This is a genomic window from Actinocorallia aurea (assembly GCF_054783995.1).
The window spans coordinates 519,620-544,201 of sequence record NZ_BAAGPQ010000002.1 but is presented as its reverse complement, the minus strand read 5'-3'; the positions used below and the strand labels follow the sequence as shown (position 1 = coordinate 544,201).

Below are 24,582 nucleotides of genomic sequence, written 5' to 3'. Positions count from 1 at the left end.
GGACCGGAAGGGACGGATGCGACAAGCGCTGTCACATCCGTCCCCCGCTCCGCTCCCGGCCGCGGATTCACGGTGATTCACGGTGGTTTTCCGGGATGAACCTCGGCGCGTCCGTGCACACTGGCCCAACCAGCCCGGATCTTCTGCTTGAGTTTCCAGGGTGGTCTCCTCTCCCTACCGGCTCGTGCGTCGCGGTGGTCCCGGCGTCGGTCCGGCACGGGTGGAGGCGCCCGTCCTCGACTCCGCGCAGCGCGCGGTCGTCGCGCACTCCGGCGGGCCGCTGCTGGTGCTCGCCGGGCCCGGAACGGGCAAGACGACGACGATCGTGGAGGCCGTCGTCGACCGGATCGAGCGGCGCGGCACTGACCCGGAGCGGGTCCTGGTCCTCACCTTCAGCCGCCGTGCCGCCGAGGAACTGCGGCACCGGATCAACGGCAGGCTCGGCGCGACCACCCGCTCGCCGCTGGCCCTGACCTTCCACTCCTACGCCTGGGCGCTGCTGCGGCGTCAGGCCGTGCTCGACGACCTGGAGCCGCCGCGCCTGCTCACCGGCCCCGAGCAGCTGCTCGAGATAAGGCGCCTGCTCAAGGGTGAGCTGGACGACGGCGCCAAGGGCTGGCCCGAGAGGCTCCACCCCGCCCTGGACACCCGAGGGTTCGCCGAGGAACTGCGGGACTTCGTCTCCCGCGCCCAGGAACGCGGCATCGACCCGGGCAGGCTGTACGAGCTGGGCATGGAGAACGGCCGCGACGACTGGACCGCGGTCGCCCGGTTCATGGTCCGCTACGACCAGCGGTTCGCGCTCGACCCCGCCCAGTCCTACGACTACGCCGAGATCATCCGTGAGGCGGCGGGGCTGCTCACGCACGACGAGGAGGTCCGCCGTAGGGAGCGGGCCGCCTACGACGCCGTGTTCGTCGACGAGTACCAGGACGCCGACCCGGCGCAGGAGGCACTGCTCCAAGGGCTCGCGGGAGGGGGCCGGGACCTGGTCGCCGTCGGAGACCCCGACCAGTCCATCTACGCCTTCCGCGGCGCCGACGTACGGGGCATCCTCGACTTCTCCACCCGGTTCCCCCGCTTCGACGGCTCTCCCGCGCCCGTCCTTCCGCTGAAGGTCTCCCGGAGGATGCCCGAGCACCTTCTGGAGGCCAGCCGACGCGTGGCACGTCGCCTTCCGGGCCCCGCCGAACACCGTTCCCTGGTGCCCTCGGCGGAGACGCCGTCCGGCGGCGGGGAGGAAGAGGGCGCGCATCCCGGCGAGGTGCGGGTCGTCGTCGCCGACGGCGCGAGCCAGGAGGCCGCCGTCGTCGCCGACGAGCTGCGCCGGGCGCACCTGCTGGAGGGCGTGCCCTGGTCGCGGTGCGCGGTGCTCGTCCGCGGCGCCCACCAGGTCGCGGGACTGCGGCGGGCGCTCGTCCAGTCGGGCGTGCCGGTCAGCGCCTCGGCGGAGGACGTCCCGCTCTACAACGAGCCCGCGGTGCGGCCCCTGCTCATGGTGCTCCGGGCGGCGCTGCGGCCCGGCCACCTCACCGAGCGGATCGCCGAGGAGCTGCTCACCGGCCCCCTGGGTGGCGCCGACGCGCTCGGCATGCGCCGGCTCCGGCGCGCGCTGCGCGACCTCGAAGAGCTCGCCAAGGGCACCCGCGGCAGCGCCGAACTCCTTGTTGCGGCACTCGACGACGCCCGCGAGCTGATCTTCGTGCACGAGAAGGTCCGCGCCCCGGCGGAACGGATCGCGGCGCTGATCCAGACCGCGCGGGAGACCGGCGGCACCGCCGAGGACGTGCTGTGGGCGGTCTGGGAGCAGTCGGGGCTCGCCGACCGCTGGCTCGCCGAGAGCCAGCGCGGAGGGGCGCGCGGCGCCGCGGCCGACCGGGACCTCGACGCGGTCGTCGCGCTGTTCGACCGCGCCGCCCGGTTCGTCGACCGGCTGCCCAAGGGCGGACCGCTGGTCTTCGTGGAGGACCTCGCCGACCAGGAGATCGCCGGGGACACGCTCGCGGACCGGGCGCCCGACGGCGAGACCGTCAAGATCCTCACCGCGCACCGCGCCAAGGGCCTCGAATGGGACGTCGTGGCCGTGGCCGGGGTCCAGGAAGGCCTGTGGCCGGACCTGAGGCTGCGCGGTTCCCTCCTCGGGGTGGAGGAGATGATCGAGGGCCCGGACCTCCTCGACCCGGTCTCCGGCGCGACCCTGGCCGCGAAGATGATGGCCGAAGAGCGGCGGCTGTTCTACGTGGCCGTCACCCGCGCCCGCAAGCGCCTCGTCGTGACGGCGGTCGGAGGCGAGGACACCGAGGAGAGGCCGTCGAGGTTCCTCAACGAACTGGTGCCGGGAGGCGCGGAGCAGGTCCGGCCGGAAGAGAAGACCCGCTGGCTCTCCCTGCCCGCCCTGGTCGCCGACCTCCGCTCGTCGGTCGCCGACCCGGGTAGGCCGCTCGCCTTGCGCCGCGCGGCCGCGGCCCACCTCGCCCGGCTGGCACGCGCGCAGGTACGCGGTGCGGGTCCGGACGGCTGGTACGCCATCACGCCTCTGTCGGATCCCGGTCCCGCGTTCCCCGCGGACGAGCAGATCGCCGTCTCCCCGTCGCAGGTCGAGACGTTCACCACCTGCGGCCTCCGCTGGCTGCTCACGTCCGCGGTGGGCGCGCAGGAAGGCGGCCCCGGCGAGTACAGCACGATGGGCAAGGTCATCCACGCCGTCGCCGAACTCGCCGGTTCCGTCCCGGAGGTGACCGAGCGGCACCTCGCGCGGCGGCTCGACGAGATCTGGTCCGAACTGGACTTCCGGAGCGCCTGGTACGGAGAGAAGCAGCGGGCGCAGGCCGCCGAGATGGTCGACAAGTTCCTGACCTGGCACCGGGACAACCCCAACGAGATCGTCGCCCTGGAGGAGTCGTTCAAGGTCGACCTCGGCAGGGTCATCATCCGGGGGCGGATCGACCGGGCCGAACGGGACGCGCACGGCCGCGGCGTCATCATCGACATCAAGACCGGCGGCCAGCCCGTGCCCGCCGACCAGCTCGAGCGCAATCCCCAGCTCGGCGTCTACCAGTACGCGGTGATGCTGGGCGCGTTCGCCCGGCACGGGCTGCTGGAGCCGGGCGGGGCCAAGCTCGTCCAGGTGGGCAAGGCCGCCTTCGCGCGCAAGGCGCGGGAGCAGTCGCAGCCGCCGCCTTCCGAGGACGCCGATCCCGCGTGGCCGAAGAAGCTCGTGGAGATCGTGGCCGAGGGCATGTCCTCGCCGGTCTTCCAGGCGACGGCCAACGAGAAGTGCCGGACGTGTCCCGTCCAGTCCTGCTGCCCCGTCCATGAGAACGGCGGCGAAGTCGGTTCCTAGCGCGCTGGGGAGCGCCTGGAGGGGCCGCGATTCTGTCGGACCCTCGGTGTTGACTCACGGTCAAGTCGCGATCGGGGGCTGTGGACAACTTTCTGCGGCCGTCGTCGCGCGGGTGTTGAATCGGGATCGCCGGCCGAGCGGCCGGCGCTCGCGGAGAGGGGGTGAGCGGCGTGATCACGCCGGGGGAACTGGCGCGGCGGCTGGGGCTGCCGGAGCCGACGGACGAACAGGCCGCGGTCATCCGCGCGCCGCTCGGCCCGATGGCGGTGGTCGCCGGGGCCGGGTCGGGCAAGTCCGAGACGATGGCGGCGCGTGTGGTGTGGCTGGTCGCGAACCGGCTCGTGCGGCCAGAACGCGTCCTCGGCCTGACCTTCACCCGCAAGGCCGCCGCCGAACTCGCCTCCCGCGTCCGCAAGCGGCTGGACGGCCTGCGCGAGCATCCCGATCTCGTCGAGCCCGAACTGCTCGACGGCGAACCCACCGTCTCCACCTACCACTCCTACGCCGCCCGCCTCTTCGGTGACCACGCGCTGCGCGAGGGGCTGGAGCCGACCCTGCGGCTCATCTCCCCGGCCGTCGCCTGGCAGATCGCCACGCGGGTCGTCGACGCCCACGACGGCCCGATGGACCGCATCGACTGGACGCCCGACACCGTCACCCGGGCGGTGATCGGCCTTTCCGGCGATCTCGCCGAGCATCTGCGGGGTCCCGAGCACGTCCAGCGCGTGGGGGAGTGGCTGGCCCAGCGGTTCGCCGCGCTCGCCAAGCCCCTCGCCAAGCAGCGGGAGGTACTGGACAAGCACGCGGCGCGCGAGCAACTGCTCCCGCTCATCGAGGCCTACGCGCGGGCCAAACGGCGCCGCGAGGTCGTCGACCACGGCGACCAGATGTCGTTCGCGGCCCGGATCGCCGAGCGGCATCCCGAGGTCGGCGTGATCGAGCGCTCGCGCTACCCGGTCGTCCTGCTGGACGAGTACCAGGACACCGGCCACTCCCAGCTCGTCCTGCTCAAGTCCCTGTTCGGCGGCGGGCACGCGGTCACCGCGGTCGGCGACCCCTGCCAGTCCATCTACGGCTGGCGCGGCGCGTCGGCCGGGAACCTGCTGGGCTTCCCGCGCGATTTCCCCATACCCGGCGGCGGCGAGGCGCCGATGCGGGAGCTGACCCGCAGCTTCCGCAACGGCGAGCGGATTCTGGACGCCGCGGCCCGGGTGCAGGCCGAACTGCGCGCAGAGATGCGCCGGGTGTCGCCGCTGCGGCCCGCCGAATCGCGCAGGGGGCGCGGCCGGGTCGAGTGCGCGCTCCTGCCGACCGTCGAAGACGAGGCGGAGGAGATCGCCGCGCGCATCGCGCGACTCCTCGCCGCCGCCGATCCCGAGACCGACGAGCAGGTGAAGCCCTCCGACATAGCGGTCCTCGCCCGCAAACGCGCCCAGTTCCCACTGATCAGGCAGAAGCTGATCGAGCGGGACATCAAAGTCGAAGTGGTCGGGCTCGGCGGGCTGCTCACCGTCCCGGAAGTGCAGGACGTCGTCGCGACCCTGCGCGTCATGCAGGACCCCTCGGCGGGCGCCTCGCTGGCGCGGCTGCTCACCGGACCGCGCTGGCGGATCGGCCCGCGCGACCTCGTCGCCCTCGGCCGCCGCGCGCGGGACCTCGCACGGGAGGCGCGCCGCGACATCACCCGGGAGGACCTCCCGGAGCCCGAAGCGCCGGCCGAGGCCGCGGATCCGCTGGCCCAGCTCGTCCGGGAACTGGGCGAGGAGCAGGGCAGCCTGGTCGACGCGCTCGACGACCCGGGCCCTGCCGAGGCCTACTCGCCCGACGGCCTGCGGCGGCTCCTGCGGCTGCGCGACGAGCTCCGTTACCTGCGCAGACACGCCCATCTGCCCCTGCCGGACCTGGTGACGGAGATCGAACGGGTCCTCGGCCTGGACATCGAGGTGGCCGCCCGCTCCGGCCTCGACCCGGTCACCGCCCGCGCCGACCTCGACGCCTTCGTGGACGCCGCCGCGGCGTTCGCGGGCGACAACGAGGATCCGACGGCAGGCGCCTTCCTGGCCTACCTCGCGGCGGCCGAGACCGAGGAGTTCGGCCTGGAGGCGGGCCGCGTCAGCGAGGCCGAGAGCGTCAAGCTGCTCACCGTGCACGCCTCCAAGGGGCTGGAATGGCCCGTGGTCTTCGTGCCGGGACTGTCGTTCACGCCGCTGAAGAACGGCAATCCGGGCAAGGGCTCGGTGTTCCCGACGCCGCCGGCGGGCTCCACCCGCTGGACCACCAACCCGCGGATGATCCCGTTCCCGCTGCGCGGCGACCACGCCGAGCTGCCCGCGCTGCCCGGACTGGAGAAGGAGGACCTGGCGGCCTTCGACGACGCCTGCGCGGAACGGGACTTCCGTGAGGAGCGGCGGCTCGCCTACGTCGCGGTCACACGTGCCGCGGAACTCCTCGTGGCCACGGGCTACCGGTGGGGCGGCTCGGCGAAGCCGCTCGGGCCCTCGCCCTTCCTGGAGGAGATCAGGGACGGCGCGGACGCGGAGTGGGTCTGGACCCCCGAGCCCGAGGAGTCCGCGCACAACCCGCTGCTCGCGGAGCCGAAGACGCGGAGCTGGCCCGCCCCGCCCCTCGGAGAGGGGCCGCTGCTGGAAGGGGCGCGCTTCGTCCGCGACGCGATGGTCGGCCGCCCCGCGCCCTGGACGTCCACCGCGGACCTCGAAGGCGCCCACCGGGCCCGGCTGGGCGCCTGGGCGCGCGACGTGGAGCTGCTGCTGGCCGAGCGGGACAAGGGCCGCGGCGTCAACGGCCTCACCGTCGAGCTTCCGGACAAGCTCACGGTCACCTCGCTCGTCGCGCTCGCCGCCGACCCGGCGGAGCTCGCCGCGCAGATCCGCCGCCCCATGCCGCGGCCACCCGCGCCGTTCGCGCGGCGCGGCACCTCCTTCCACCGCTGGCTGGAGACCCGCTGGGGCCAGCAGCGCCTCGTCGACCCCGACGATCTCTTCGGCGCGGCCGACGACGACCTCGAAGAAGCGGCGCTGGACGGCGACGCACACCTGGCGCTCCTCCAGGCCCGCTTCGAGGAGTCGGAGTGGGCGGCCCGCGAACCCGTCGACGTCGAGATCCCCTTCGAGACCCGGATCGGCGACCGCCTCGTGCGCGGCCGCATGGACGCGGTCTTCCGCGACGGCGACCGCTACGAGGTCGTCGACTGGAAGACCGGCTCCCCGCCCCCACCCGAGGCCCGCGCCCACCTGGTCATCCAGCTCGCCGCCTACCGCATCGCATGGGCGGCCCTGGCCGGCGTCCCCCTCGACCACGTCTCCGCCGCCTTCCACTACGTCCGCGCCAACACCACCCTCCGCCCCACCGACCTTCCCGACGCCCCCGCCCTCGCCGCCCTCTTCACGGCCCTCCCACAGGCCCCAGGCTGACGCACGCCTACAGTTCCGATCCAGGGGACGGCCACGCACAGGCGAGCGCGGGCTCCCGCCGGGACGGTGCTGCGCCGGATGGGCCTGCGGGGTGCGGCGCGCAGCGGTCGGTGCTCGGAGCTGGGGAGGCGTCCACAATTGGACACGGGGGGTGGTTTCGTGTGAATGTGCGCTTTGTTCATGAATGGGGTGGTCGGTCAGACCATCGGGGTGAAGGGTGATCCTTCTCACCGGACTAGCTTTCTGTGGCGGGTTCGGGGCATATTCCTCTGAACGAGAAACCCGGGAGGCGGCGTGACGGTGATGAGCGAGGAAACGGTCACGGCGGCCGCGCGGGAGTTCTGCGGGTACGCCGAACCCGAGCTGGACCTTGAGGACGTGTGCCTTGAGGTACGGGCGGGGGCGGCCGAGGTGTCGCGGACGCTCGCGCGGCGGGTACGGCACATCACCGCGCTGGACGAGTCGCCGGAGATGCTGGCCGACGGCAAGCGCCGGGCCGACCGGGACGCGCTCACCAACATCACGTTCCAGCGGGGCGACGCCGCCGCGCTGCCCTACCTCGACCGGACCTTCACGCTCCTGCTCTGCCACGACGCGCTCGGCACCGCCGCCGACCCGGGCGCGGTGCTGCGCGAACTCGTCAGGGTCGCCCGGCCGGGCGCGGGCATCGTCGTCGCCGACCCGGACCTCTCCGAGGCCGACCTCCGCGCGCTGGTCGTCGCGGCGGGCGGCGAGATCAAGCGGTCCAAGACATCTGGTTCGCGGGCGTTCGTCCACGCGACGGCGCACTGATCTTCGAACGTACTGTTGAAAGGGCGAACCCGTGTTCGATAGGCTCTCGAACGTGGGTTCTACCGAGACGTCCCCCTCGCCGGCCGCCCTCGCCATGCGGATCGGCGTCGTCGCGGCCGAGCGCGCCCTGAGCACGCTCCTGCACAACGTCGACTTCGAGCAGGCCGCCGAAGAGGGCTACGACCTGCGCGGCTTCATCGCCCCCGAGGACTGGCCCGTCTTCTCCCTGGTCCTCGACACCCTCGCCGCCGCCGACCCCGGCGACCGCCGCCCCCTGGAACAACGCCGCTCCCAGGCCCTGGTCGACCTCGCCCGCCTCTGCCGCGCCGCCCGAGACTCCGCCCTCGTCGCCTGACCCATTACGCACTTCCCACCTCTTCCGCGCGCCACCGGTGACCGCGCTTCCCCGCGCATCTCCCGCGGCGCCCCCTCCGCGCCCTCGCGCCATCCGCACAAGCGCCATGCAGCCCGCACCACGCAGCTTTCGGGCAGTCGGCCATTACGCACACGCACCACGTGCCTCCCGAGCCGTCGGCCGGCACGCGGCCGGTGTCGCCCAGGCCGTCGGCCGCCACACACCACGCGTCTCCCGGGCCGTTGGCCACCACGCGGTCCGCACTGCCCGAGCTGTCGGCCGCCACGCATCACGGCTGTTGGTGACCATGCGGCCCGTGTTGCCCGGGCGGTCGGCCGGCGCGACGACGTGTCTGCCGGGCTGTGGCCACTATGCGGCCCGTGTTGGCTGGGGCGTCGGCCGCCACGTGGCCGGGGTGCCTGGGCTGTCGGGCGGCGCGATCGCGCGTCTTCTGGGCCGTGTCTCGGTGGAGGGCGGGCCGCTTCCGGGGTGTGCCGCGCGGCTGTGCCTTCTCGCCGTGGTTCCCGGGCGGTGGACCCGGGGGGGTAAAGGGGTTGCTTGTTGCGTTTGGGTTGGTTTGGGTGTGTTGCGGATGGGTGGGTGGCCGAAGAGGGAGTGGTCGTGGTGGGTGGGGACGGGTGGGAGTGGTTCGTGGTGGATGAGGAGCGGGGGGAGCGGTCGATGGCGGACGGGGCAGGATGGGAGTGGGGTGGTGGGAAGGGGGTGGAGTGGTTGATGTGTCCGGTGGGTGAGGGGCGTGGGGAGGAGGGGAAGGCAGGGCTGGACGTGGCGGATGTGGTGTTCGCGGGGCTGCGCGACCATGGGGAGGTGGGGGCGGCGGCGGTGGAGTTGGCGTGGGAGGTGCTGGGGGGACTGTGGGAGGACGAGGGGGCCGAGAGGGACGGTGAGGATGAGGAGAGGGGTGAAAGGCTGTATGAGGTGGTGCGGGGGATTCTTGAGGCTGGGCTGGACGGGTCGGCGATGCGGGAGGCGGCGGCTCGGCTGCTGGACCTGATCGACCATGACCCGGGGTTCGGGGCGGCGGCGGATCGGCGGGCGGCGATCGAGGAGGCCGCGGCGATCGTCGGCAGGGACGCGCAGTGCCAGGGGTTCACCGAGCCGGTGACCGTCATGTACTTCGAGCCGGGTGACATGCTTGCCCAGATCGCCTACGGCGGGTTCTCACGGGGGCCCTCGACGAGGTCGTACGCGGGGGACGCCGGGATCTGGCTCTGGTGGGCTGCGGACGCGCTCCAGGAGACGGTCATGGACAAGACGTGGAAGGTCTGGCCGGTGTGCCCGGAGCATGGGACGGGGCTGCACCTGGATCAGCGCTCGGCGCATGAGCGGGGAGCGGAACCGGCCGGGGCCTTCTGGTTCTGCCGGGTGGAGGGTGGACACCGGGTGGCGGCCGTCGGGAAGCTGTCGCGGGTGGTGGGCGTGCGCGGGAGGCGGGCCAGGCGGGAGGCGCGCGAGGCCGGGTGGGAGCTCTGACCGGGAGGCGGCGGGCCGGGCGCGAGCGGGGCGGCCAGGAGCGGGGCGGCCGGGAGGGTCAGAGAGCGGCGAGGTTCTTGGGCGGGAGGCCGCGGCGGATCTGGTCGCGGGGGACGCCGGCGCGGATCGCGGCCTCGATGAGGGGCAGGTTGCGGACCGGGGCCTTCAGGGTGAAGTAGGTGTTGTCCTCCAGGTGGAGGATGAGCCGCTTGCCCGGGGTGAGGTAGGCGATCTTCACCGACGACCACGGCAGCGGCGTGAGGCCGTCCTCGGTGGCGTGCACGAGGCCGTTCTCGAAGAGCGCGACGGACGAGTCGGAGAGGGCGCGCCGCCGCGTGGCCTGGACGGCGGCGTGGCCGAGCAGGGCGAGGATCAGCACCGCCCACACGCCCGCCACCGCGAGGTGGAGGGTCGGCGCGAAGGCGGCCCCGACGCCCAGGACGACGACCGCGACGAGATCGACGACGATCATCAGCAGCAGGGTGCGGCGGCGGGGGTCCGGCTGGTCCACGACGGGTTCGCCCAGTTCGGCTCCGGCTTCCAGCACGTCTTCTGGGAACTCCACGGTGACCTCGCTCATGCCTCTGATCTACCGCAAGTGACGGCAAAGCGCCACCGGATCACCGATCCTGGAGCACCCCGTGCTTGACCTTGCCCGTCGTGGTACGGGGCAGTTCCGTGACGAAATGGACGTCCCGCGGGACCTTGTAGCGCGCGAGCCGGGCCCGGACGTGCGCCTTGAGCATGTCGGAGGTCACGTCGGCGTCGGCGGTGGGGACGACCCAGGCGGCGAGGCGCTGTCCGAACTCGGGGTCCTCGACGCCGGTGACGGCGGCTTCGGCGACGGAGGGGTGGGCTTCGAGGAGGTCTTCGACCTCGCCGGGGAAGACGTTCTCCCCGCCGGAGACGATCATGTCGTCGGCGCGGCCGTCGATGAAGATCCGGCCCTCGGGGTCGGTGTGGGCGAGGTCGCCGGTGTCGATGAGGCCGTCGACGCGCCGTTTGTCGCCGCCGCCGGTGTAGCCGCCGAAGTCGAGCCCGGCATCGAGGTGAAGGGTGCCGACTTCCCCTGGGGGCATCTCGCGGCCGTCGGGGCCGAGGACACGCGCGGTCGTGCCGAGGGTGGGGCGGCCGACGGTGCCGGGGGCGGCGCGCAGGTCGGCGGGGGTGGCGATGGTCGCCCAGCCGGTCTCGCTGGCCCCGTAGGCGTTGTACAGGACGTCGCCGAACCGCTCGGTGAAGCGCTCGGAGAGGCCGGGGTGCAGGGCGGCGCCGCCGCAGAGCACGATCCGCAGCGCCTGCGGCCTGCGCCGCGCGGGCGCGTCGAGGAGGCGGGAGAGCATGAGCGGCACCGCGACCAGGACGCTCACGGCCCGCCGGTCGAGTGTCTTGAGGACCTCGGCGGCGTCGAAGCGGCGGCGCAGGACGAGGGGGGAGCCGAGGCCGAGCGCGACGGAGAGGTAGGTGAATCCGAGCCCGTGGAAGAGCGGCGGCGCGACGAGGATCGGCTCTCCCGAGCGCAGGGGGACGCGCAGGAGGTGGCCGAGGCCTTGGGCGAGGAGCGCGGACGGCCCGAACGTGTGCGCGGCGCCCTTGGGCGGTCCGGTCGTTCCGGACGTGAGCAGGACGATCTTCCCGGTCCGTCCGGCGACGAGGGGTTCGGCGGGCCCGCGGGCGAGGTCGTCGAGGGTCGGGACGGTGACGGGGCCGTCGTGCCAGGCGATGACGCGGGCCCCGTCGTATCCGGAGGCGGCGACGGCGTCGGTGAACTCGGCGTCGTGCACGAGCAGTCCGACGCCCTCGGCGGCCAGGACGTCGCCGAGCTGCGGCCCGGAGAAGTCGGTGTTGAGCAGGACGACGTCGTGGCCGAGCCGGGATGCGGCGAGGACCGCCTCGACGAACCCGCGGTGGTTGCGGCACAGGACGCCGATCCGGGCGTCTGCGTCGAGGAGGCCGCGGAAGGCGGTCGCCTGGGCGGCCGCGCGCGCTTCGAGTTCGCCGTACGTGACCGCGCCCTTCTCGTCGGCGACGGCGACGCGGGCGGGGAAGCGCAGGGCGGACGCCGCACCGGCGAGGGCGGGGGTGGCGCCGAACCGGGCGGCCTGCAGGGGCAGCCGGGCGAGGTCGCGCGGCCCGACGGGCTGGAGAGCGCCGACGTCGCGGATCACCCGCGCGGTGCCGGAAAGGAGGTCGATGGCCGGGCGGAGGTGTGCGAGCACGGTCGGTCCCCTCGGGAGCGGCTGGTCCTTCTTCCGTTTTCCACCCTGTCACACCGGGATGGACCTCGCATGTAGCCGGAGTCCTCGCTGATCCCCCATGGGGTTCGGTACCGAAACATAGCGGGCGGCCCGGTCGGGGGAACGCGACCAGCGTGTGAGCAGGTTCGCCTTGCCCGGCAGAGGGCTCCCCGCCAAGAGGTCGGTCAGGCGCCGGTGCGAAGGCAACTCGCCGAGGACCGTGCGCAGGGCGCGCCACAGGGACGGCTCACAAGCGGGGTCCCTGTCTGCGAGAGCGCCCGCGATCTCGGCCAGGTGGTTGACGAACAGGCAGTAGGCGACGCGGTTCCAGCCGCGTTCCTCGTCGTAGGCGACCGACTCCCTGATGGCGGGATCCAGCTCCGCCAAGGACGGTCCGGGAAGCAGCTTCGTGCCTTCCAGGTCGCGGAAGACGGCGCGTGACGGGAGGCCCGCGGGGTCGTGGAGGATCAGGACGTTCTGGAGGTGGGGCTCCAGCACGACGCCGTGGTCGAAGAAGAGCCGCAGGGCGGGCAGCGCGACGATGCGCACGTAGGCCGTCCAGTACTCCAGCGGGTCCACGCCCTCGGGAAGGAAGCCCGCCCAGGGGTCGGCCAAGGAGGCGGCCACGACCGCCTCGGAAGGGGCGGCCTCCCGGAGGATGACGCCGAGGCCCTCGTACAGGTTCCGGTCGGCGAGCGCGACGGTGCGGTACGCGGGCTCGCCGAGGAGGTCGTCGCCGAGGAGCGGCTTCAGCAGCCGGGTGAGCGCGGGCGCGGAGTCGAGTTCGTACCAGGCGTTCTTGCGGACGCAGTTGGTGATCCGCACATCAAGGCTGAACTTGGCGAAGACCCGCTCGCCGTGGGTGAGCACGGTGCGCACCGACGACGTGGGGGCGGCCTCGGGTCCCTGGCCGGCCTCGCGCAGCACCCCGGAGTCGAGGGCGCGGCGCAGGACGGGGTTGCCGGCGAGCAGCCGCCACTGCCACGGGTGCACCGGAAGCAGGCCTTCGGGGGCGAGCGGGGAGAAGTCGCCCTCGCCGCACAGGACGCCCGGGTCGGCCGCGAGCAGGCCCAGCCGGAAGCGGGAGCCCGTCTCCGGCGCGTACCGCAGCCAGGTCGCGGGCGCCCCCTGGCGGGCCTTGGGCGACGGGTGGTAGCGGTGCCCGGCCAACAGCGCCTGCTCCGAGGCGAGGAGGGGGCTCGCCGGGACGGTGGCGCGGGCGCGCAGGATCGCGGTCATCGCCTGGTGGCTGTTGACGACCTGGCCGAGGAACTCGGGGTTAGGCAGGCCCGTCCAGCGGCTCAGCTCGGCCGCGACGAGTTCGGCGACCTCGTACCAGCCGATCTCCTCCCCGTCGCGCAGGAACGGTCCTGAGAGCCGCAGCGAGGGCCCGTGGGACGGTCTGGGCAGCCGCGCGGTCAGGGTGGTCCGGCCGAGGCGGACGACGAGCGTGTCGCCGTCGGCGGCGGCCCGTCCGGAAGGGCCGCTGACCTCCCGGACGAGGCAGTGCAGCAGAGCGGTGGCGGTCGCCTCGTCCGCGTCGGCCGGGCTGGTCCCGGTCGGTGCGGTCGCGGTCAGCGGCACGGAAGCTCCCTCAGGTAGTTGGGGCCCGGCGGGCCGTAGTGTTTGTTGATGTCGGCGGAGCCGGTCCGTGCCTTGGGCACGAGGGTCCCCGCCGTGAGCATGGCCTTGGAGGGCAGCCGGGGGGCTTCGAGGGTGCGGGCGCGAAGGAAGGGGTCGGTGACGGTCTCGTCCAGGCGGTCCCGGACGAGGCGCAAGGCCGCGGGCAGAGGCAGCAGGCCGCGTTCGGCGAGCCCGAACGCCAGCGCCCCCGCGCACAGATGCAGGGTGATCGTGACGAAGACGCGGGCGCGGGCCTCCAGGCCGCCGACCATGCGGGGGTCCTCGAAGACGCCCGAGGCGAGCATCGCCCCGTCGTTGTCCTTGAGCAGGAGTTCTCCGCGCGGGGTGACCGAGACGTTCTGCTGGTGCGCCTCCAGCGCGATCCCATGCCGCTCGAACAGCGCGACGTTCCAGGCGAACAGGGTGCGCAGGTAGGCGTCGAAGAACCCCCGGACGTCGCCGGAGGACACCTCCTCGATGACGTAAGGGCCCTCGGGGGTGCGGGCCAGTAGGGCGGCGACGGGGACGGCGTCGGAGACGGGCAGCCTTCTCACGAGGAACGCGAGGTTCGGGTCGTGGGCGTGCCCGTAGGTCTGCTCGTCGGCGAGCAGGACGGGCAGGCCCTCGGCGTCGGCGATCCGGGCCAGCAGCCGCTGCACGCGGGCGCCGTCCACCAGGGTGCCCGGCTTGATCGAGCGCACGTTCCTGCGGCCGAGCGTGGCCGTGGGCAGCGGCACTTTGACGTGGTCGGTGCCGGTCACCGCGAGAGTGCGCATGGAAAGGGTGGGGGCGGCGGAAACCCGGGTCTCCGCCACGGTAGGGACGAGCCCCTTGGCAGCGGTCAGAGGATGCACCGGGAAGGGCACCGCGTCCCCCGGCAGTCCAAGGGAAGCCGCCGAAGGCCACCACGAAGGCAGCTCCCCATGGAGGACGCCCCCGGTCACGCCCGTCCACGCCAGTTCGAAGGTCGGCTGGTATTCGGGCGCGTACGCGGCGACTTCAGCCGCCGTGAGCCCGGCCTTGGCCCTTCCGAGCGGATGAACCGGGTGCCCTAGGCGCGCGGCCAGGGCGTCGTGGCGGGTGATCCCGGGGCGGACCGCAGGTAGGTCGGCGGTTTCGGCCCGGTAGGCCTCGGCGCACTCGGCGAGGAACCCTTCGACGTCGTCGTCCTCGGCGGCTTCGGCGCGGACCAGTTCGGCGAGTTCGGCCAGCGAGACGCCGCCGGAGACCTTGGCGTCGGAGAGGAAGCCGTCGGGTTCGGTGGAGGCGTGCGCGGGCGCACGGACGTACCCCTCGCGGACGAGGGCGTTGAGCACCCGCGCCGCGAACTCCGCCTCAGCCAACGGCCCATGCCCGGGCCTGCCGGAAGCGGGTGAGCGCCGCGTCGACGGCCGCGCGGTCGGGGCCGACGAGCTGAACGGTGCCGAGATAATCCCGGTTTGTATTGGTCTGGATGATCACATCACCAATATTCCGCTGTGGCCGGTAGGTAACCGAGACATCCCTGTCCACAACCGTCCCCGGAGCGGGCGCGGCCGTCAGGGTGCCCGACCTGTTCGCGACCAGATACTCCACGGTCGCGGCCCCCGACGGGCGGGGCACGAAGGCGGGCGGGCGTCCGAGATGGGTCAGCAGGACGTCGGCGAAGACGTCCCTGCCGAGGAGGTCGGCGAGCAGGAAGTCGCAGTGGTCGCCGATGATCCGGTAGTTGACCTCGATGATCCGGGCACGCCCCTCGTGCACGACGAACTCGGTGTGACAGGCGCCGAAGCCGACGCCGAGGGAGTCCAGCGCGGCGAGGACCTGAGGGGTCTCCGGCGGAGGCGGCGCCCAGTCCAGGCGCTCTTCGATGAAGTAGGGCTCAGGGGACAGGGTGGTGGCGAAAGAGCCGAGCACCTGCCCGTTGAGGGTCTCCAGCGTGTGCAGGCGTCCGGGCAGATACTCCTCGGCCACCATCGGACGTCCGGTCTCGGGCAAGGCCGCGAGTTCGCTCGGCGTGCGCACGAGGACCACGTCTTCGCTGGCCACCCCTTCGCGCGGTTTCACGACGAGCGGGTACGGCGCGTCGTCGGGGACGGGGAAGGGCGCCGCCCAGACGTCCCCGAGGTGGCGCCGCATGAGGCTCTTGTTCTTGCAGCGCAGGGTCGCCTTCCAGTCCTTGCCGGGCAGGCCGTGGAACTCGGCGGCGAGCGCGGTGGGGGTCTGGAGGAAGTCGCCGTTGGAGAAGTAGGCGTCCGGGCGGCCGTGCTGCACGATCTCGCGGAAGTCCGCCACATCGCAGGCGACCACCCTGTGCCCCGGGTACTGCTCCGGCCGGTCGGTGAGGACCGTGACGTCGAGGCCGAGCCGCCCGGCCGCGGGCAGGAAGCCCGCCAGCACCGAGTCGGTGGCCTTCCCGGCGATCACGAACAGCCGCACCCGTCCCCCTCGCGGCGGGGCGAGTCGGCGCCCCGCGGAAAAATCGAATGAACAACCCGAACCGGCCCAAAAGGGCATACCGGCTGCACAGGACAGGCCGGCCACGCAAGGCATACCGGTCCCGTTAGGTAAGCCTTGCCTAATTCTAACGACCCGCGCCCGCCCCGCGTGGGATATTGACCCGATGGATCTCCTCGATCGCTGGATGGCGCTCGTCGGGCCCGAGGCGCGGGCGTTCGGCGAGGAACTGCTGGTGCGCTACGCCGAACCGCATCGGCGCTACCACACGACCGCGCATCTGGTCGCGGTGCTGGACCTCGTCGACGAGCTGGTCGGGGAGGCCGGAGACCCCGACGCGGTGCGGCTCGCGGCGTGGTTCCACGACGCCGTCTACGACCCGCAGCGCGACGACAACGAGGAGCGCAGCGCGCGCCTCGCCGAACGGATGCTCGCCGACACCTCCCTGGACCCCGCCCGGGCCGCGCACGTGGCGGCGCTGGTGCGGATGACCAAGACGCACGACCCGCAGGACGCCGACGGAAAGGTCCTGTGCGACGCCGACCTCGCCATCCTCGCCGCCGAAGAAGCCGCCTATACGGCCTACACCGCTGCCGTCAGGGCCGAGTACTCGTTCGTCCCGGACGAGTACTTCGCCTTGGGCCGCACAGCCGTCCTTGAGCAGTTGCTCGGCCTCCCGGCGCTCTTCCACACCGAATCCGCCCGCGCCCGCTTCGACGCGGCCGCCCGCGCCAACCTCGCCGCGGAACTCGCGACCCTGCGCGGCTAGGCAGGCCGCTCAGCCCGTCGGGGCGACCGAGGAGCCGGGCGCGGCGAACTTGGGGCGCCGCAGCCCGGACCGCCGCAGGTGCCCGAGCAGCTCCTGGCAGCCGACCTCCCGTGCGCCGAGCCGTACGGCCGCCGCGTACGCCTCCTCGGGCACGTCGTAGTGATCGCGCTCGAAGGCGCGCCGGGGAGCGCCCAGCCGCTCGGCGAAGGCGTGCAGTTCCGCGAAGGAGACATCGCTGATCAGGTGCGACCAGAGCAGTCCCCTGGCCCGCCAGATGGGCGGGTCGATGTAAAGCGCCACCTGCCCAGCGTAGACACCCCTGTGCTGGCGCTAGGTTGGTTGCGGCTTTAAGGAGTTGGGTACATGACGCTGGGGTGGCTGGCATTGGCCCGTGGGGCCCTTGACCGGATGTCGGAGCGGCGCAGGGACGAGGACTGGGTGGCGGCCGCGTGGGCGGGCTCCCGCGTCCTGGTCGTCGACGACGAGGGCAAGGTCCCGGTCCGGATGAACGACGGTCCGGAGCTGGTGTACGTCCCGTCGAGGACGGCCCCCAAGGGCCAGCGCGTGCTTCTCGGCATAGACGAGGACAGGATCGCCTATTTCGCGGTCTGCGCCCCGATCCCGGAGGACCTGCCCGACGCCGAGCCGACCGGTCTGCGCCGCATAGGGGCCCTGCTCGGAGATCTCGAGTCGACCCTGATGACCCAGGCCGTCGCCCTGGCGGCCTGGCACCGGGCGCACCAGTTCTGCCCCCGTTGCGGCGCGCCCACCAAGGCGATCGCGGCGGGCCACGTGCGGGTGTGCACCGAGGACGGCGGCGAGCAGTACCCGCGGCTCGACCCCGCGGTCATCATGCTGGTCGCCGACACCGACGACAGGGTGCTGCTGGCCCGCGGCGTCTCATGGCCGGAGCGGCGCGCGTCGGTCCTCGCCGGGTTCATCGAGCCGGGGGAGTCGATCGAGCAGGCGGTGGCGCGCGAGGTCAAGGAAGAGGTCGGCCTCGTCGTCGACGACATCCGCTACCTGGGCAGCCAGCCTTGGCCGATGCCGCAGAGCCTCATGATGGGCTTCTCCTGCCGCACCGAGGCGGGCGCGAAGCTCAAGCTCGATCCGGGCGAGATCGCCGAGGCGCACTGGTACACGCGCGACGAGCTCAAGGCGGCCGCGCTCAGCCGCGACCTCCTGCTGCCCGGCCGCGTCTCCATCGCGCGCCAGCTGATCGAGAACTGGTACGGCGCGGATCTCCCCGGCAGCTGGGGGTTGTGACGGGCGGGCGCGGTCCCGCGCCCGCCGCACGTCACGTCCGGGGTCAGGCCGCCCCGATCAGGCCCTTCAGGGTCTTGGCGCTGGGGTTGGTGAGGACGTGCTCCTCGCCGTCCGGGGTGATGGCGATCACGGTCGGCACGACCATGTTGCCGCCGTTGACGCTGGCGACGAACTCCGCGGCCTTCGGGTCCTGCTCGATGTCGATCTCGTGCATCGCGATGCCGTCGCGGGCGAGCTGGCTCTTCAGCCGCTTGCAGAAACCGCACCACTGGGTGGTGTACATCGTGAGCTGGCCGGTGGCGCTCATCGGGGTCCTTTCGCTCAGGGGAACCGTCCGGTCACGTACGGGGAACGGCCCGGCAAATCCTGCCAGAGGACCGAACGCGCGGGAGACCGCCTGAATTCCTGCCCTGGGGCGGGCGCGTTCTGTCGGTGCCGGCTGGAAGGATGTGACGCATGGACGCGCGACGGGTGCTGGCAGGCCTCGACCCCGAGCAGCGGGCGGTCGCCGAGGCCGTCCGCGGGCCGGTCTGCGTCCTGGCCGGTGCCGGCACGGGCAAGACCCGCGCGATCACCCATCGCATCGCCTATGCGGTCATCACGGGCGCGGTGAAGCCGCAGAACGTGCTGGCGGTGACGTTCACCACGAGGGCCGCCGGAGAGCTGCGCGGCCGCCTGCGCGCGCTCGGGGCACCCGGGGTGCAGGCCCGCACCTTCCACGCCGCCGCCTACAAGCAGCTGCTGTACTTCTGGCCGCGCACCGTCGGCGGCGATCCGCCGCGGCTGATCGAGTCGAAGTTCCCGCTGCTCGCCGACGCCGCCCGCGCCTGCCGGCTGACGGCGCTGGGCCGCACCGAACTGCGCGATGTCGCCGGCGAGATCGAGTGGGCCAAGGTCACCCAGACGAGGCCGGAGGACTACGCGGCGGCGGTCGCCAAGGCGGGCCGCAGCCCTGGCGTAGACGTCGTGGACATCGCCCGCCTCTACGTCATGTACGAGGAGCTGAGGCGCGAGCGCAACCTTCTGGATTTCGAGGGCATGCTGGAGCTGACCGCGGGGCTGCTCCTCGAGTCGCCCGAGATGCGGCGCGAGGTCCACGGCCAGTACCGCTCGTTCGTCGTCGACGAGTACCAGGACGTCAACCCGCTGCAGAAGCTGCTGCTGGAGGCCTGGCTGGGCGACCGGCGCGAGCTGTGCGTGGTCGGCGACCCGAGCCAGACGATCTACTCCTTCACCGGCGCCACCCCCGATTACCTGCTCGGCTTCACCCGCGAGTACCCCGACGCCGCCGTCGTCCGCCTGGTCCGCGACTACCGGTCCACCCCCGAGGTCGTCGGCCTGGCCAACGAGGTGCTGAAGAACTCCCGGCAGAAGCTGGAGCTCATCGCCCAGCGCCCGTCCGGCCCCGCCCCGGCGCACGCCTCCTACGCCAACGAGCTGGACGAGGCCGAGGACGTCGCGCGGCGCGCGGCCCGCCTGATCGAGTCGGGGGTCCCGGCCCGCGAGATCGCGGTGCTGTTCCGGATCAACGCCCAGTCCGAGGTCTTCGAGCAGGCCTTCGCCGACGCGGGTGTGCCCTATGTGCTGCGCGGCGCGGAGCGGTTCTTCGAGCGCCCGGCCGTCCGCGAGGCGGTGGTGCGGCTGCGCGGCGCGGCCCGCTCGGGCGGCGACGCCGAACTCGACGGCCTGGGCCTGATCCACCAGGTGCGCGCGGTCCTCGCCGGATGCGGGTTCACCGAACGGCCACCGGAGGGCCGCGGCTCGGTCCGGGAGAAGTGGGAGTCCCTGGCCGCCCTCGCCCAGCTGGCCGAGGACATGGCCATGGCCGAGCCGGAGGCCGGGCTCGCCCGGTTCGTCGCCGAGTTGGAGGAGCGGGCCGCGGCCCAGCACGCGCCGCCGCTGGAGGGCGTGACCCTCGCCTCGCTGCACGCGGCCAAGGGCCTGGAGTGGGACGCGGTGTTCCTCGCTGGCCTGGCCGACGGCACCCTGCCGATCATCTATGCCGAGACCCCCGAGCAGATCGAGGAGGAGCGGCGGCTGCTGTACGTCGGGATCACCCGCGCCCGCGAGCATCTGACCCTGTCGTGGTCGGCGGCCCGCTCGCCCGGCCAGCGGGCGCACCGGCGCGCCAGCAGGTTCCTCGACGGCATCGCGCCCGGCTCCTCGACCCCGCTCCCGCCCCGGGTGGAGCGGGCCGCGCGGGCGCCCAAGGCGCGCGGGCCGCAGCCGTGCCGGGTGTGCGGCAGGTCGCTGCTGCGCGCGGTCGAGCGCAAGCTGGGCCGCTGCGAGAGCTGCCCCGCCGAGGTCGACGAGGCGCTGCTCGAGGCGCTCAAGGAGTGGCGCGCCGAGACCGCCAAGGTCCAGAAGGTGCCGCCGTACGTGGTGTTCACCGACGCCACCCTCCAGGCGATCGCCGAGCGGAAGCCGGGCAGCCGGGCCGAGCTGGCGGGGATCGGCGGGATCGGCGCGGTGAAGCTGGAGAAGTACGACACCGCGGTGCTCGCCCTGTGCCGCGGCGAGTCCCCAGGTGAGACGTACGTCGCGCCCCCCTGAGGGGTCGGCATGTCGCCGGGTTTGCCAGACTGGCGGGGTGAACACGGCTCTGCAGAACCTGCTGGACATCCTCGACCTCGAACAGATCGAGGACGACATCTTCCGCGGCAGAAGCCCCGAGGACCGCCAGCAGCGCGTGTTCGGGGGCCAGGTCGCGGGTCAGGCGCTGGTCGCCGCGACCCGCACGGTGCCGATCGCCCGGCACGTGCACTCGCTGCACGCCTACTTCATCCGCCCGGGCGACCCGCTCGTGCCGATCGTCTACACCGTCGACCGGGTGCGCGACGGCAGGTCCTTCTCCACCCGGCGGGTCGTCGCCGTGCAGCACGGCAAGGCGATCTTCACGCTGTCGGCGAGCTTCCAGGTGCCCGAGAACGGCCCGGACCACCACACGCCGATGCCGGCCGCGCCCGACCCCGAGACGCTGCCGACCGGCTTCGAGCGGTTCTCGAAGCTCTTCGGCGCCAAGATCGCCGAGCAGTTCATGGCGCACCGGCCGTTCGATCTGCGGCACGCGACCCCGCTGACGTGGGAGGCCAAGGGCAAGCCGGAACTGGCCACGCCCGAGTCCGTCGTCTGGCTCAAGGTCAACGACAAGCTCCCCGATGACCCGACCCTGCACGTCTGCCTCATGACGTACGCGTCCGACATGACGCTTCTGGACACCGTCCTGGTCAACCACGGACTGGCCTGGGGCGACAACCGGACGGTCGGGGCGAGCCTCGACCACGCGATGTGGTTCCACCGGCCGTTCCGCGCCGACGAATGGCTGCTGTACGTGCAGGAGACGCCCTCGGCGAGCGGAGCCCGGGGGTTCGCCCGCGGCCAGGTCTTCACCCAGACGGGCGACCTCGTCGTCTCGGTCGCGCAGGAGGGCCTGGTCCGCGTCAGCGACCTCTGAGGGGCTCGATTTTCTTTCGAGATAGTGAGAAACCCCAGCTCAAAAATAGGTTGAAGACTTCTCGAGTCTTCTCGTAGGCTCTTCGCAGCACTGGAACAGCCCCGCGCTCAGCGCGCGGCCCGGACCCTCTGAAGGAGGTGACAGCGTCATGTGGAACACGATCAAAATGCCCATCGGCAACCTGACCGTCAGCGCCCGGCCCGTGGTCGAACCGACCTTGGGCAACGGCATGCCCGTTGACGCCGCCGCCTTCCCGCAGATCGTCTGCGCCCCCGCCGTGAGGCATGGAGAGCAGTTCGGCTATGGATCGGCGCTTGATGGCGGCGAATCCCTGCTGACGCGTGTCCGACAGGACAAGTTCGGTGCAATGGCTCCGTATAGCTGGAGGCCACCGGTCTAGACGACCGAGTGTGAGCTTCTAGGCCGCGGATCCGAGCACCGGATCCGCGGCCTTTTTGTTTCCCGAAGCTCATTCCGCCAGGGAACGGCCGCCCGAGATACCCCGACGACAAAGACGTTGAGATCCAACGAGAGGACTGAGGGTGAACCTCATCCAGGGGCCCCAGCCGAGCTTCGCGGCCATCGAAGAGCTGCCCTGCCGCACCGACCCCGAGCTGTTCTTCGCCGAGGCGCCCGCCGACGTGGAGCTGGCCAAGGCGCTCTGCGTGGACTGCCCGGTCCGCAAGAGCTGCCTCGCCAGCGCCGTCGAGCGGCGCGAGCCGTGGGGCGTGTGGGGTGGCGAGCTGTTCGTCCGCGGCGAGATCGTCGCGCGCAAGCGGCCCCGGGGCCGTCCGCGCAAGAACCCCGCCCAGACCGAAGTGGCCGCCTGATGACCACCGGACCGACCGACCTCCGCGCCGCACGGCGCACCGAAGCGCGGGTGCCGGGCTTCCGCCCGGCCCCCGCCCCCAGTACGGGAGCCAAGACCATGAGCTTGATCGCTGAAGAGATCTACCACGACCGAATACGCCGGCTCGAAGACGAGGTGGCCGCGCTCCAGTGGGCCGCCCAGGTCCGCCGCAGCCGCCGCGAGGCGCTGCGCCAGGCCGCCGTCGACACCGGCCGCGCCACCCGCCAGGAGGCGAGGATCCGCATGAGCGGCCTCCGCAGGCTGATCGGCCGCTGAAAAGACAGTGAGGCACCCGCCAAAAGAGGTGGGTGCCTCACTGCTTTCCAGCCTTTCGCACCGCGCAAGTCGCACGCCGCAGGCCCCCCGGGGCCGAGGACCAGTGATCGGGCGCCCCTGGGCTGCCCGGTAGGCCCCCAAGGGCCGGAGGGGCAGTCCAGGGATCTTAAGCGCCCGATCACGCGACGCCGGAGGCGGCGCAATCAGACTCAGACACTGAAACCCTTGACCCAGCGGATGGCCTCGGCGCGGAAGGGGCCTTCGCATTCGAGTTGGCAGAGGACGCCGGTGCCGAGGCCGATGGTGCGGTGGACCAGGACGTAGTCGTTGGGGAGGTTGAGGTAGCGGACCACGTTGTCGGGGCGCAGGTCGGTGACCCGGGCGGCCTGGTCGCGCAGCCATTCGCGGCTGAACTGGAACGTCTCGGCCTTCATCGGCACCGCGAGCGGTTCGATGAACGCGGCGAGCGCCTCGCCGTCGACCTCGACGCCGTCGCGGATGATGCCCTCGGCGCGGCACGCTTCGACGATCTCCTCGGGCGAGCCGAGGGTGCCGATCCGCATGAGGGTGCCGATCTCCTCCTGGAGGCCGCCTTCCAGCCTGTCGACGGCGCCGAAGTCGATGACGCCGAGGCGGCCGTCGTCCATGAGCCGGAAGTTGCCGGGGTGGGGGTCGGCGTGCAGGTGGCCGCAGCGCGCGGGCGCGGAGAACAGGAACCTGGCGAACAGCAGCCCGGCCCTGTCCCGCTGCTCCTTGGTGCCCTTGGCGATGATCTGCGACAGCGGGGTGCCGTAGATCCATTCGGTGACCAGGACGGTGCCGGACTGGGCGATCACCTCGGGCACGAGGAAGTCGGGGTCACCGGAGTATGCCTTGGCGAACGCGGACTGGGAGGCGGCCTCGACGGTGTAGTCGAGTTCCTCGCGGACCCGGACCTTCAGCTCGTCGAGGATCGCCTTGATGTCGGCGCCGGGGAACAGGACCCCGATGAGCTTGCCGACCCGGGCGAGCTGGTTGAAGTCGCTGATCAGGGCCTTGCCCGCGCCCGGGTACTGGACCTTGACGGCGACCTCGCGCCCGTCCTTCCACACCGCCTTGTGGACCTGGCCGATGGAGGCGGCCGCGGCGGGTTTGTCGTCGAAGGACTGGAACTCGTCCCGCCAGTTCTCTCCGAGGTTCTCGGCGAGGACCCGGTGCACCGTGGTGACGGGCATGGGCGGCGCCGCCTCTTGGAGCTTGGTGAGGGTGGCGCGGTAGGGCCCGGCGATCTCCGGTGGCAGGGCCGCCTCGAAGATCGACAGCACCTGCCCGAACTTCATGGCCCCGCCCTTGAGCTCCCCGAGGACCTTGAAGAGCTGTTCGGCGGTGCGGGTCTGGATCTCGTTGGCGACGGCCTCGGCGGACCGTCCGATGGTCTTCTTGCCAAGGCCGAGAGCGGTGCGGCCGGCGAAGCCCAGGGGGAGGGCGGCCAGCTTGGCGGTTCGCGTCACGGCGCGCAGGGGTAGGTCGCTCACGGCCTCATTCTCCGCGATCCCGCCTCGTTCCCGCCACAACGTGACGGTGGAGACGTAAGTATGAGTTTACCTCTAGGGGCGGGGAGTGTTGTATATCACGTTTAGCCCATGCAGGTCAGTAGCTTGTGGAAAACCGTTGGTGTTAAGGGGCGTTTGTCAGGTTTTACCTGGGCAAACGTTGGTCCGGGCCTGTGGAAAACCGAAACTTTCGGCTACGGTTGCGCATGTGCCCCCCAACGTCGAGGTCCGCCGTAGCGCCCGACGCCGGAGAACAGTGTCGGCATACCGCGACGGCGACAAAACGATCGTGCTATTGCCCTCCCGCCTGACGAAGGCCGAGGAGGAATACGAGATCGCCCGCATCCTCCAGCGTCTGGAGGGCCGTGAGCGCAAATCCCGTCCCCCGTCCTGTGACGAGGAGTTGCTGGACCGTGCCAGGCGGTTGTCGGCCCGCTACCTGGACGGCGCGGCGCAGCCCGTCAGTGTCAGGTGGGCCGCCAACCAGCGCAGCCGCTGGGGCTCGTGCACGCCTGACGACGCCAGCATAAGGATCTCCACGATGCTGCGCGGCATGCCCGCCTGGGTCGTCGACTACGTGATCGTGCACGAGCTCGCCCACCTGCTCGAACCCACGCACAACGCCTATTTCTGGGGCCTGGTCAACCGCTATCCGAAGACGGAGCGGGCCAGGGGCTACCTGGAGGGTGTCGCCGCGGCCCCCCATCTGGAGGCCACGGGCTGA

At 72.2% G+C, this 24,582-nt stretch carries 21 protein-coding genes; 13 read left to right on the top strand and 8 right to left on the bottom strand.

Annotated elements, in window-relative coordinates:
- The first annotated feature begins 160 nt into the window (after nucleotides 1-160).
- From ACYVOM_RS02755 to ACYVOM_RS02735, 5 genes are all read left to right on the top strand, one after another.
- Nucleotides 161-3,343, top strand: a complete 3,183-nt coding sequence (locus tag ACYVOM_RS02755; RefSeq protein ID WP_460301584.1) for an ATP-dependent helicase — start codon at nucleotides 161-163, stop codon at nucleotides 3,341-3,343.
- Nucleotides 3,344-3,513: 170 nt separating this feature from the next.
- Complete coding sequence (locus ACYVOM_RS02750) at nucleotides 3,514-6,774, top strand: ATP-dependent helicase (protein ID WP_460302337.1); 3,261 nt, start codon at nucleotides 3,514-3,516, stop codon at nucleotides 6,772-6,774.
- 303 nt (nucleotides 6,775-7,077) lie between these two features.
- Entirely contained in the window at nucleotides 7,078-7,566 is a 489-nt protein-coding gene (locus ACYVOM_RS02745) for a class I SAM-dependent methyltransferase (RefSeq protein WP_460301583.1), read from the top strand.
- Between the two features lie 52 nt (nucleotides 7,567-7,618).
- Nucleotides 7,619-7,921, top strand: a complete 303-nt coding sequence (locus ACYVOM_RS02740) for a hypothetical protein (RefSeq protein WP_460301582.1) — start codon at nucleotides 7,619-7,621, stop codon at nucleotides 7,919-7,921.
- Nucleotides 7,922-8,521: 600 nt separating this feature from the next.
- Nucleotides 8,522-9,415 carry a hypothetical protein gene (locus tag ACYVOM_RS02735; RefSeq protein ID WP_460301581.1) on the top strand — a complete coding sequence of 298 codons (894 nt, stop codon included), beginning with the start codon at nucleotides 8,522-8,524 and terminating at the stop codon, nucleotides 9,413-9,415.
- 58 nt (nucleotides 9,416-9,473) lie between these two features.
- On the opposite strand, the gene ACYVOM_RS02730 is transcribed toward ACYVOM_RS02735, so the two are convergent.
- Genes ACYVOM_RS02730 through ACYVOM_RS02710 form a run of 5 tightly spaced genes read right to left on the bottom strand, consistent with a single transcriptional unit; the run spans nucleotide 9,474 to nucleotide 15,693 of the window.
- On the bottom strand, nucleotides 9,474-9,995 hold the full coding sequence (locus ACYVOM_RS02730) for a hypothetical protein (RefSeq protein ID WP_460301580.1): 522 nt from the start codon (nucleotides 9,993-9,995) through the stop codon (nucleotides 9,474-9,476).
- A 40-nt stretch (nucleotides 9,996-10,035) separates the two neighbouring features.
- Nucleotides 10,036-11,634: an AMP-binding protein gene (locus ACYVOM_RS02725; RefSeq protein ID WP_460301579.1), complete on the bottom strand. Its 1,599-nt coding sequence runs from the start codon at nucleotides 11,632-11,634 to the stop codon at nucleotides 10,036-10,038.
- 48 nt (nucleotides 11,635-11,682) lie between these two features.
- Nucleotides 11,683-13,236 (bottom strand): IucA/IucC family protein, encoded by a 1,554-nt coding sequence (locus tag ACYVOM_RS02720; protein ID WP_460301578.1) that lies wholly within the window; start codon nucleotides 13,234-13,236, stop codon nucleotides 11,683-11,685.
- Nucleotides 13,227-14,618, bottom strand: a complete 1,392-nt coding sequence (locus ACYVOM_RS02715; RefSeq protein WP_460301577.1) for an IucA/IucC family protein — start codon at nucleotides 14,616-14,618, stop codon at nucleotides 13,227-13,229. Before ACYVOM_RS02715 ends, ACYVOM_RS02720 begins: the two co-directional genes overlap by 10 nt.
- On the bottom strand, nucleotides 14,611-15,693 hold the full coding sequence (locus ACYVOM_RS02710) for an ATP-grasp domain-containing protein (RefSeq protein WP_460301576.1): 1,083 nt from the start codon (nucleotides 15,691-15,693) through the stop codon (nucleotides 14,611-14,613). Before ACYVOM_RS02710 ends, ACYVOM_RS02715 begins: the two co-directional genes overlap by 8 nt.
- 184 nt (nucleotides 15,694-15,877) lie before the next feature.
- Here ACYVOM_RS02710 and ACYVOM_RS02705 point away from each other — a divergent pair, with 184 nt between their 5' ends.
- Nucleotides 15,878-16,480: an HD domain-containing protein gene (locus ACYVOM_RS02705; RefSeq protein WP_460301575.1), complete on the top strand. Its 603-nt coding sequence runs from the start codon at nucleotides 15,878-15,880 to the stop codon at nucleotides 16,478-16,480.
- Nucleotides 16,481-16,489: 9 nt separating this feature from the next.
- Here ACYVOM_RS02705 and ACYVOM_RS02700 read toward each other — a convergent pair whose 3' ends face one another.
- Complete coding sequence (locus ACYVOM_RS02700; RefSeq protein ID WP_460301574.1) at nucleotides 16,490-16,780, bottom strand: DUF4031 domain-containing protein; 291 nt, start codon at nucleotides 16,778-16,780, stop codon at nucleotides 16,490-16,492.
- 63 nt (nucleotides 16,781-16,843) lie between these two features.
- On the opposite strand from ACYVOM_RS02700, the gene nudC reads away from it, so the two are divergent.
- Nucleotides 16,844-17,746: an NAD(+) diphosphatase gene (nudC, locus tag ACYVOM_RS02695; RefSeq protein WP_460301573.1), complete on the top strand. Its 903-nt coding sequence runs from the start codon at nucleotides 16,844-16,846 to the stop codon at nucleotides 17,744-17,746.
- 43 nt (nucleotides 17,747-17,789) lie between these two features.
- Here the strand turns inward: nudC and ACYVOM_RS02690 are convergent, their stop codons facing one another.
- Nucleotides 17,790-18,053 carry a glutaredoxin domain-containing protein gene (locus tag ACYVOM_RS02690; RefSeq protein ID WP_460301572.1) on the bottom strand — a complete coding sequence of 88 codons (264 nt, stop codon included), beginning with the start codon at nucleotides 18,051-18,053 and terminating at the stop codon, nucleotides 17,790-17,792.
- Between the two features lie 149 nt (nucleotides 18,054-18,202).
- Between ACYVOM_RS02690 and ACYVOM_RS02685 the strand changes: the two genes are divergently transcribed.
- The 5 genes from ACYVOM_RS02685 (at nucleotide 18,203) to ACYVOM_RS02665 (ending at nucleotide 22,326) form a co-directional block, all read left to right on the top strand.
- Nucleotides 18,203-20,299 (top strand): ATP-dependent DNA helicase UvrD2, encoded by a 2,097-nt coding sequence (locus ACYVOM_RS02685; protein ID WP_460301571.1) that lies wholly within the window; start codon nucleotides 18,203-18,205, stop codon nucleotides 20,297-20,299.
- Nucleotides 20,300-20,336: 37 nt separating this feature from the next.
- Nucleotides 20,337-21,200 carry an acyl-CoA thioesterase II gene (gene tesB / locus ACYVOM_RS02680; protein WP_460301570.1) on the top strand — a complete coding sequence of 288 codons (864 nt, stop codon included), beginning with the start codon at nucleotides 20,337-20,339 and terminating at the stop codon, nucleotides 21,198-21,200.
- Nucleotides 21,201-21,348: 148 nt separating this feature from the next.
- Nucleotides 21,349-21,600 (top strand): hypothetical protein, encoded by a 252-nt coding sequence (locus tag ACYVOM_RS02675; RefSeq protein ID WP_460301569.1) that lies wholly within the window; start codon nucleotides 21,349-21,351, stop codon nucleotides 21,598-21,600.
- A 151-nt stretch (nucleotides 21,601-21,751) separates the two neighbouring features.
- On the top strand, nucleotides 21,752-22,030 hold the full coding sequence (locus ACYVOM_RS02670; protein ID WP_460302336.1) for a WhiB family transcriptional regulator: 279 nt from the start codon (nucleotides 21,752-21,754) through the stop codon (nucleotides 22,028-22,030).
- Nucleotides 22,031-22,128: 98 nt separating this feature from the next.
- Complete coding sequence (locus ACYVOM_RS02665; protein ID WP_460301568.1) at nucleotides 22,129-22,326, top strand: hypothetical protein; 198 nt, start codon at nucleotides 22,129-22,131, stop codon at nucleotides 22,324-22,326.
- Between the two features lie 209 nt (nucleotides 22,327-22,535).
- On the opposite strand, the gene ACYVOM_RS02660 is transcribed toward ACYVOM_RS02665, so the two are convergent.
- On the bottom strand, nucleotides 22,536-23,840 hold the full coding sequence (locus ACYVOM_RS02660; protein ID WP_460301567.1) for an ABC1 kinase family protein: 1,305 nt from the start codon (nucleotides 23,838-23,840) through the stop codon (nucleotides 22,536-22,538).
- Between the two features lie 307 nt (nucleotides 23,841-24,147).
- Here ACYVOM_RS02660 and ACYVOM_RS02655 point away from each other — a divergent pair, with 307 nt between their 5' ends.
- Nucleotides 24,148-24,582 carry a M48 metallopeptidase family protein gene (locus ACYVOM_RS02655; protein WP_460301566.1) on the top strand — a complete coding sequence of 145 codons (435 nt, stop codon included), beginning with the start codon at nucleotides 24,148-24,150 and terminating at the stop codon, nucleotides 24,580-24,582.

Coding starts and splice junctions, on each gene's coding strand:
- ACYVOM_RS02690 (WP_460301572.1), bottom strand. CDS start 18,053: ATGAGCGCCACCGGCCAGCTCACGATGTACACCACCCAGTGGTGCGGT.
- nudC (WP_460301573.1), top strand. CDS start 16,844: ATGACGCTGGGGTGGCTGGCATTGGCCCGTGGGGCCCTTGACCGGATG.
- ACYVOM_RS02675 (WP_460301569.1), top strand. CDS start 21,349: ATGTGGAACACGATCAAAATGCCCATCGGCAACCTGACCGTCAGCGCC.
- ACYVOM_RS02745 (WP_460301583.1), top strand. CDS start 7,078: ATGAGCGAGGAAACGGTCACGGCGGCCGCGCGGGAGTTCTGCGGGTAC.
- ACYVOM_RS02665 (WP_460301568.1), top strand. CDS start 22,129: ATGAGCTTGATCGCTGAAGAGATCTACCACGACCGAATACGCCGGCTC.
- ACYVOM_RS02705 (WP_460301575.1), top strand. CDS start 15,878: ATGGATCTCCTCGATCGCTGGATGGCGCTCGTCGGGCCCGAGGCGCGG.
- ACYVOM_RS02685 (WP_460301571.1), top strand. CDS start 18,203: ATGGACGCGCGACGGGTGCTGGCAGGCCTCGACCCCGAGCAGCGGGCG.
- ACYVOM_RS02730 (WP_460301580.1), bottom strand. CDS start 9,995: ATGAGCGAGGTCACCGTGGAGTTCCCAGAAGACGTGCTGGAAGCCGGA.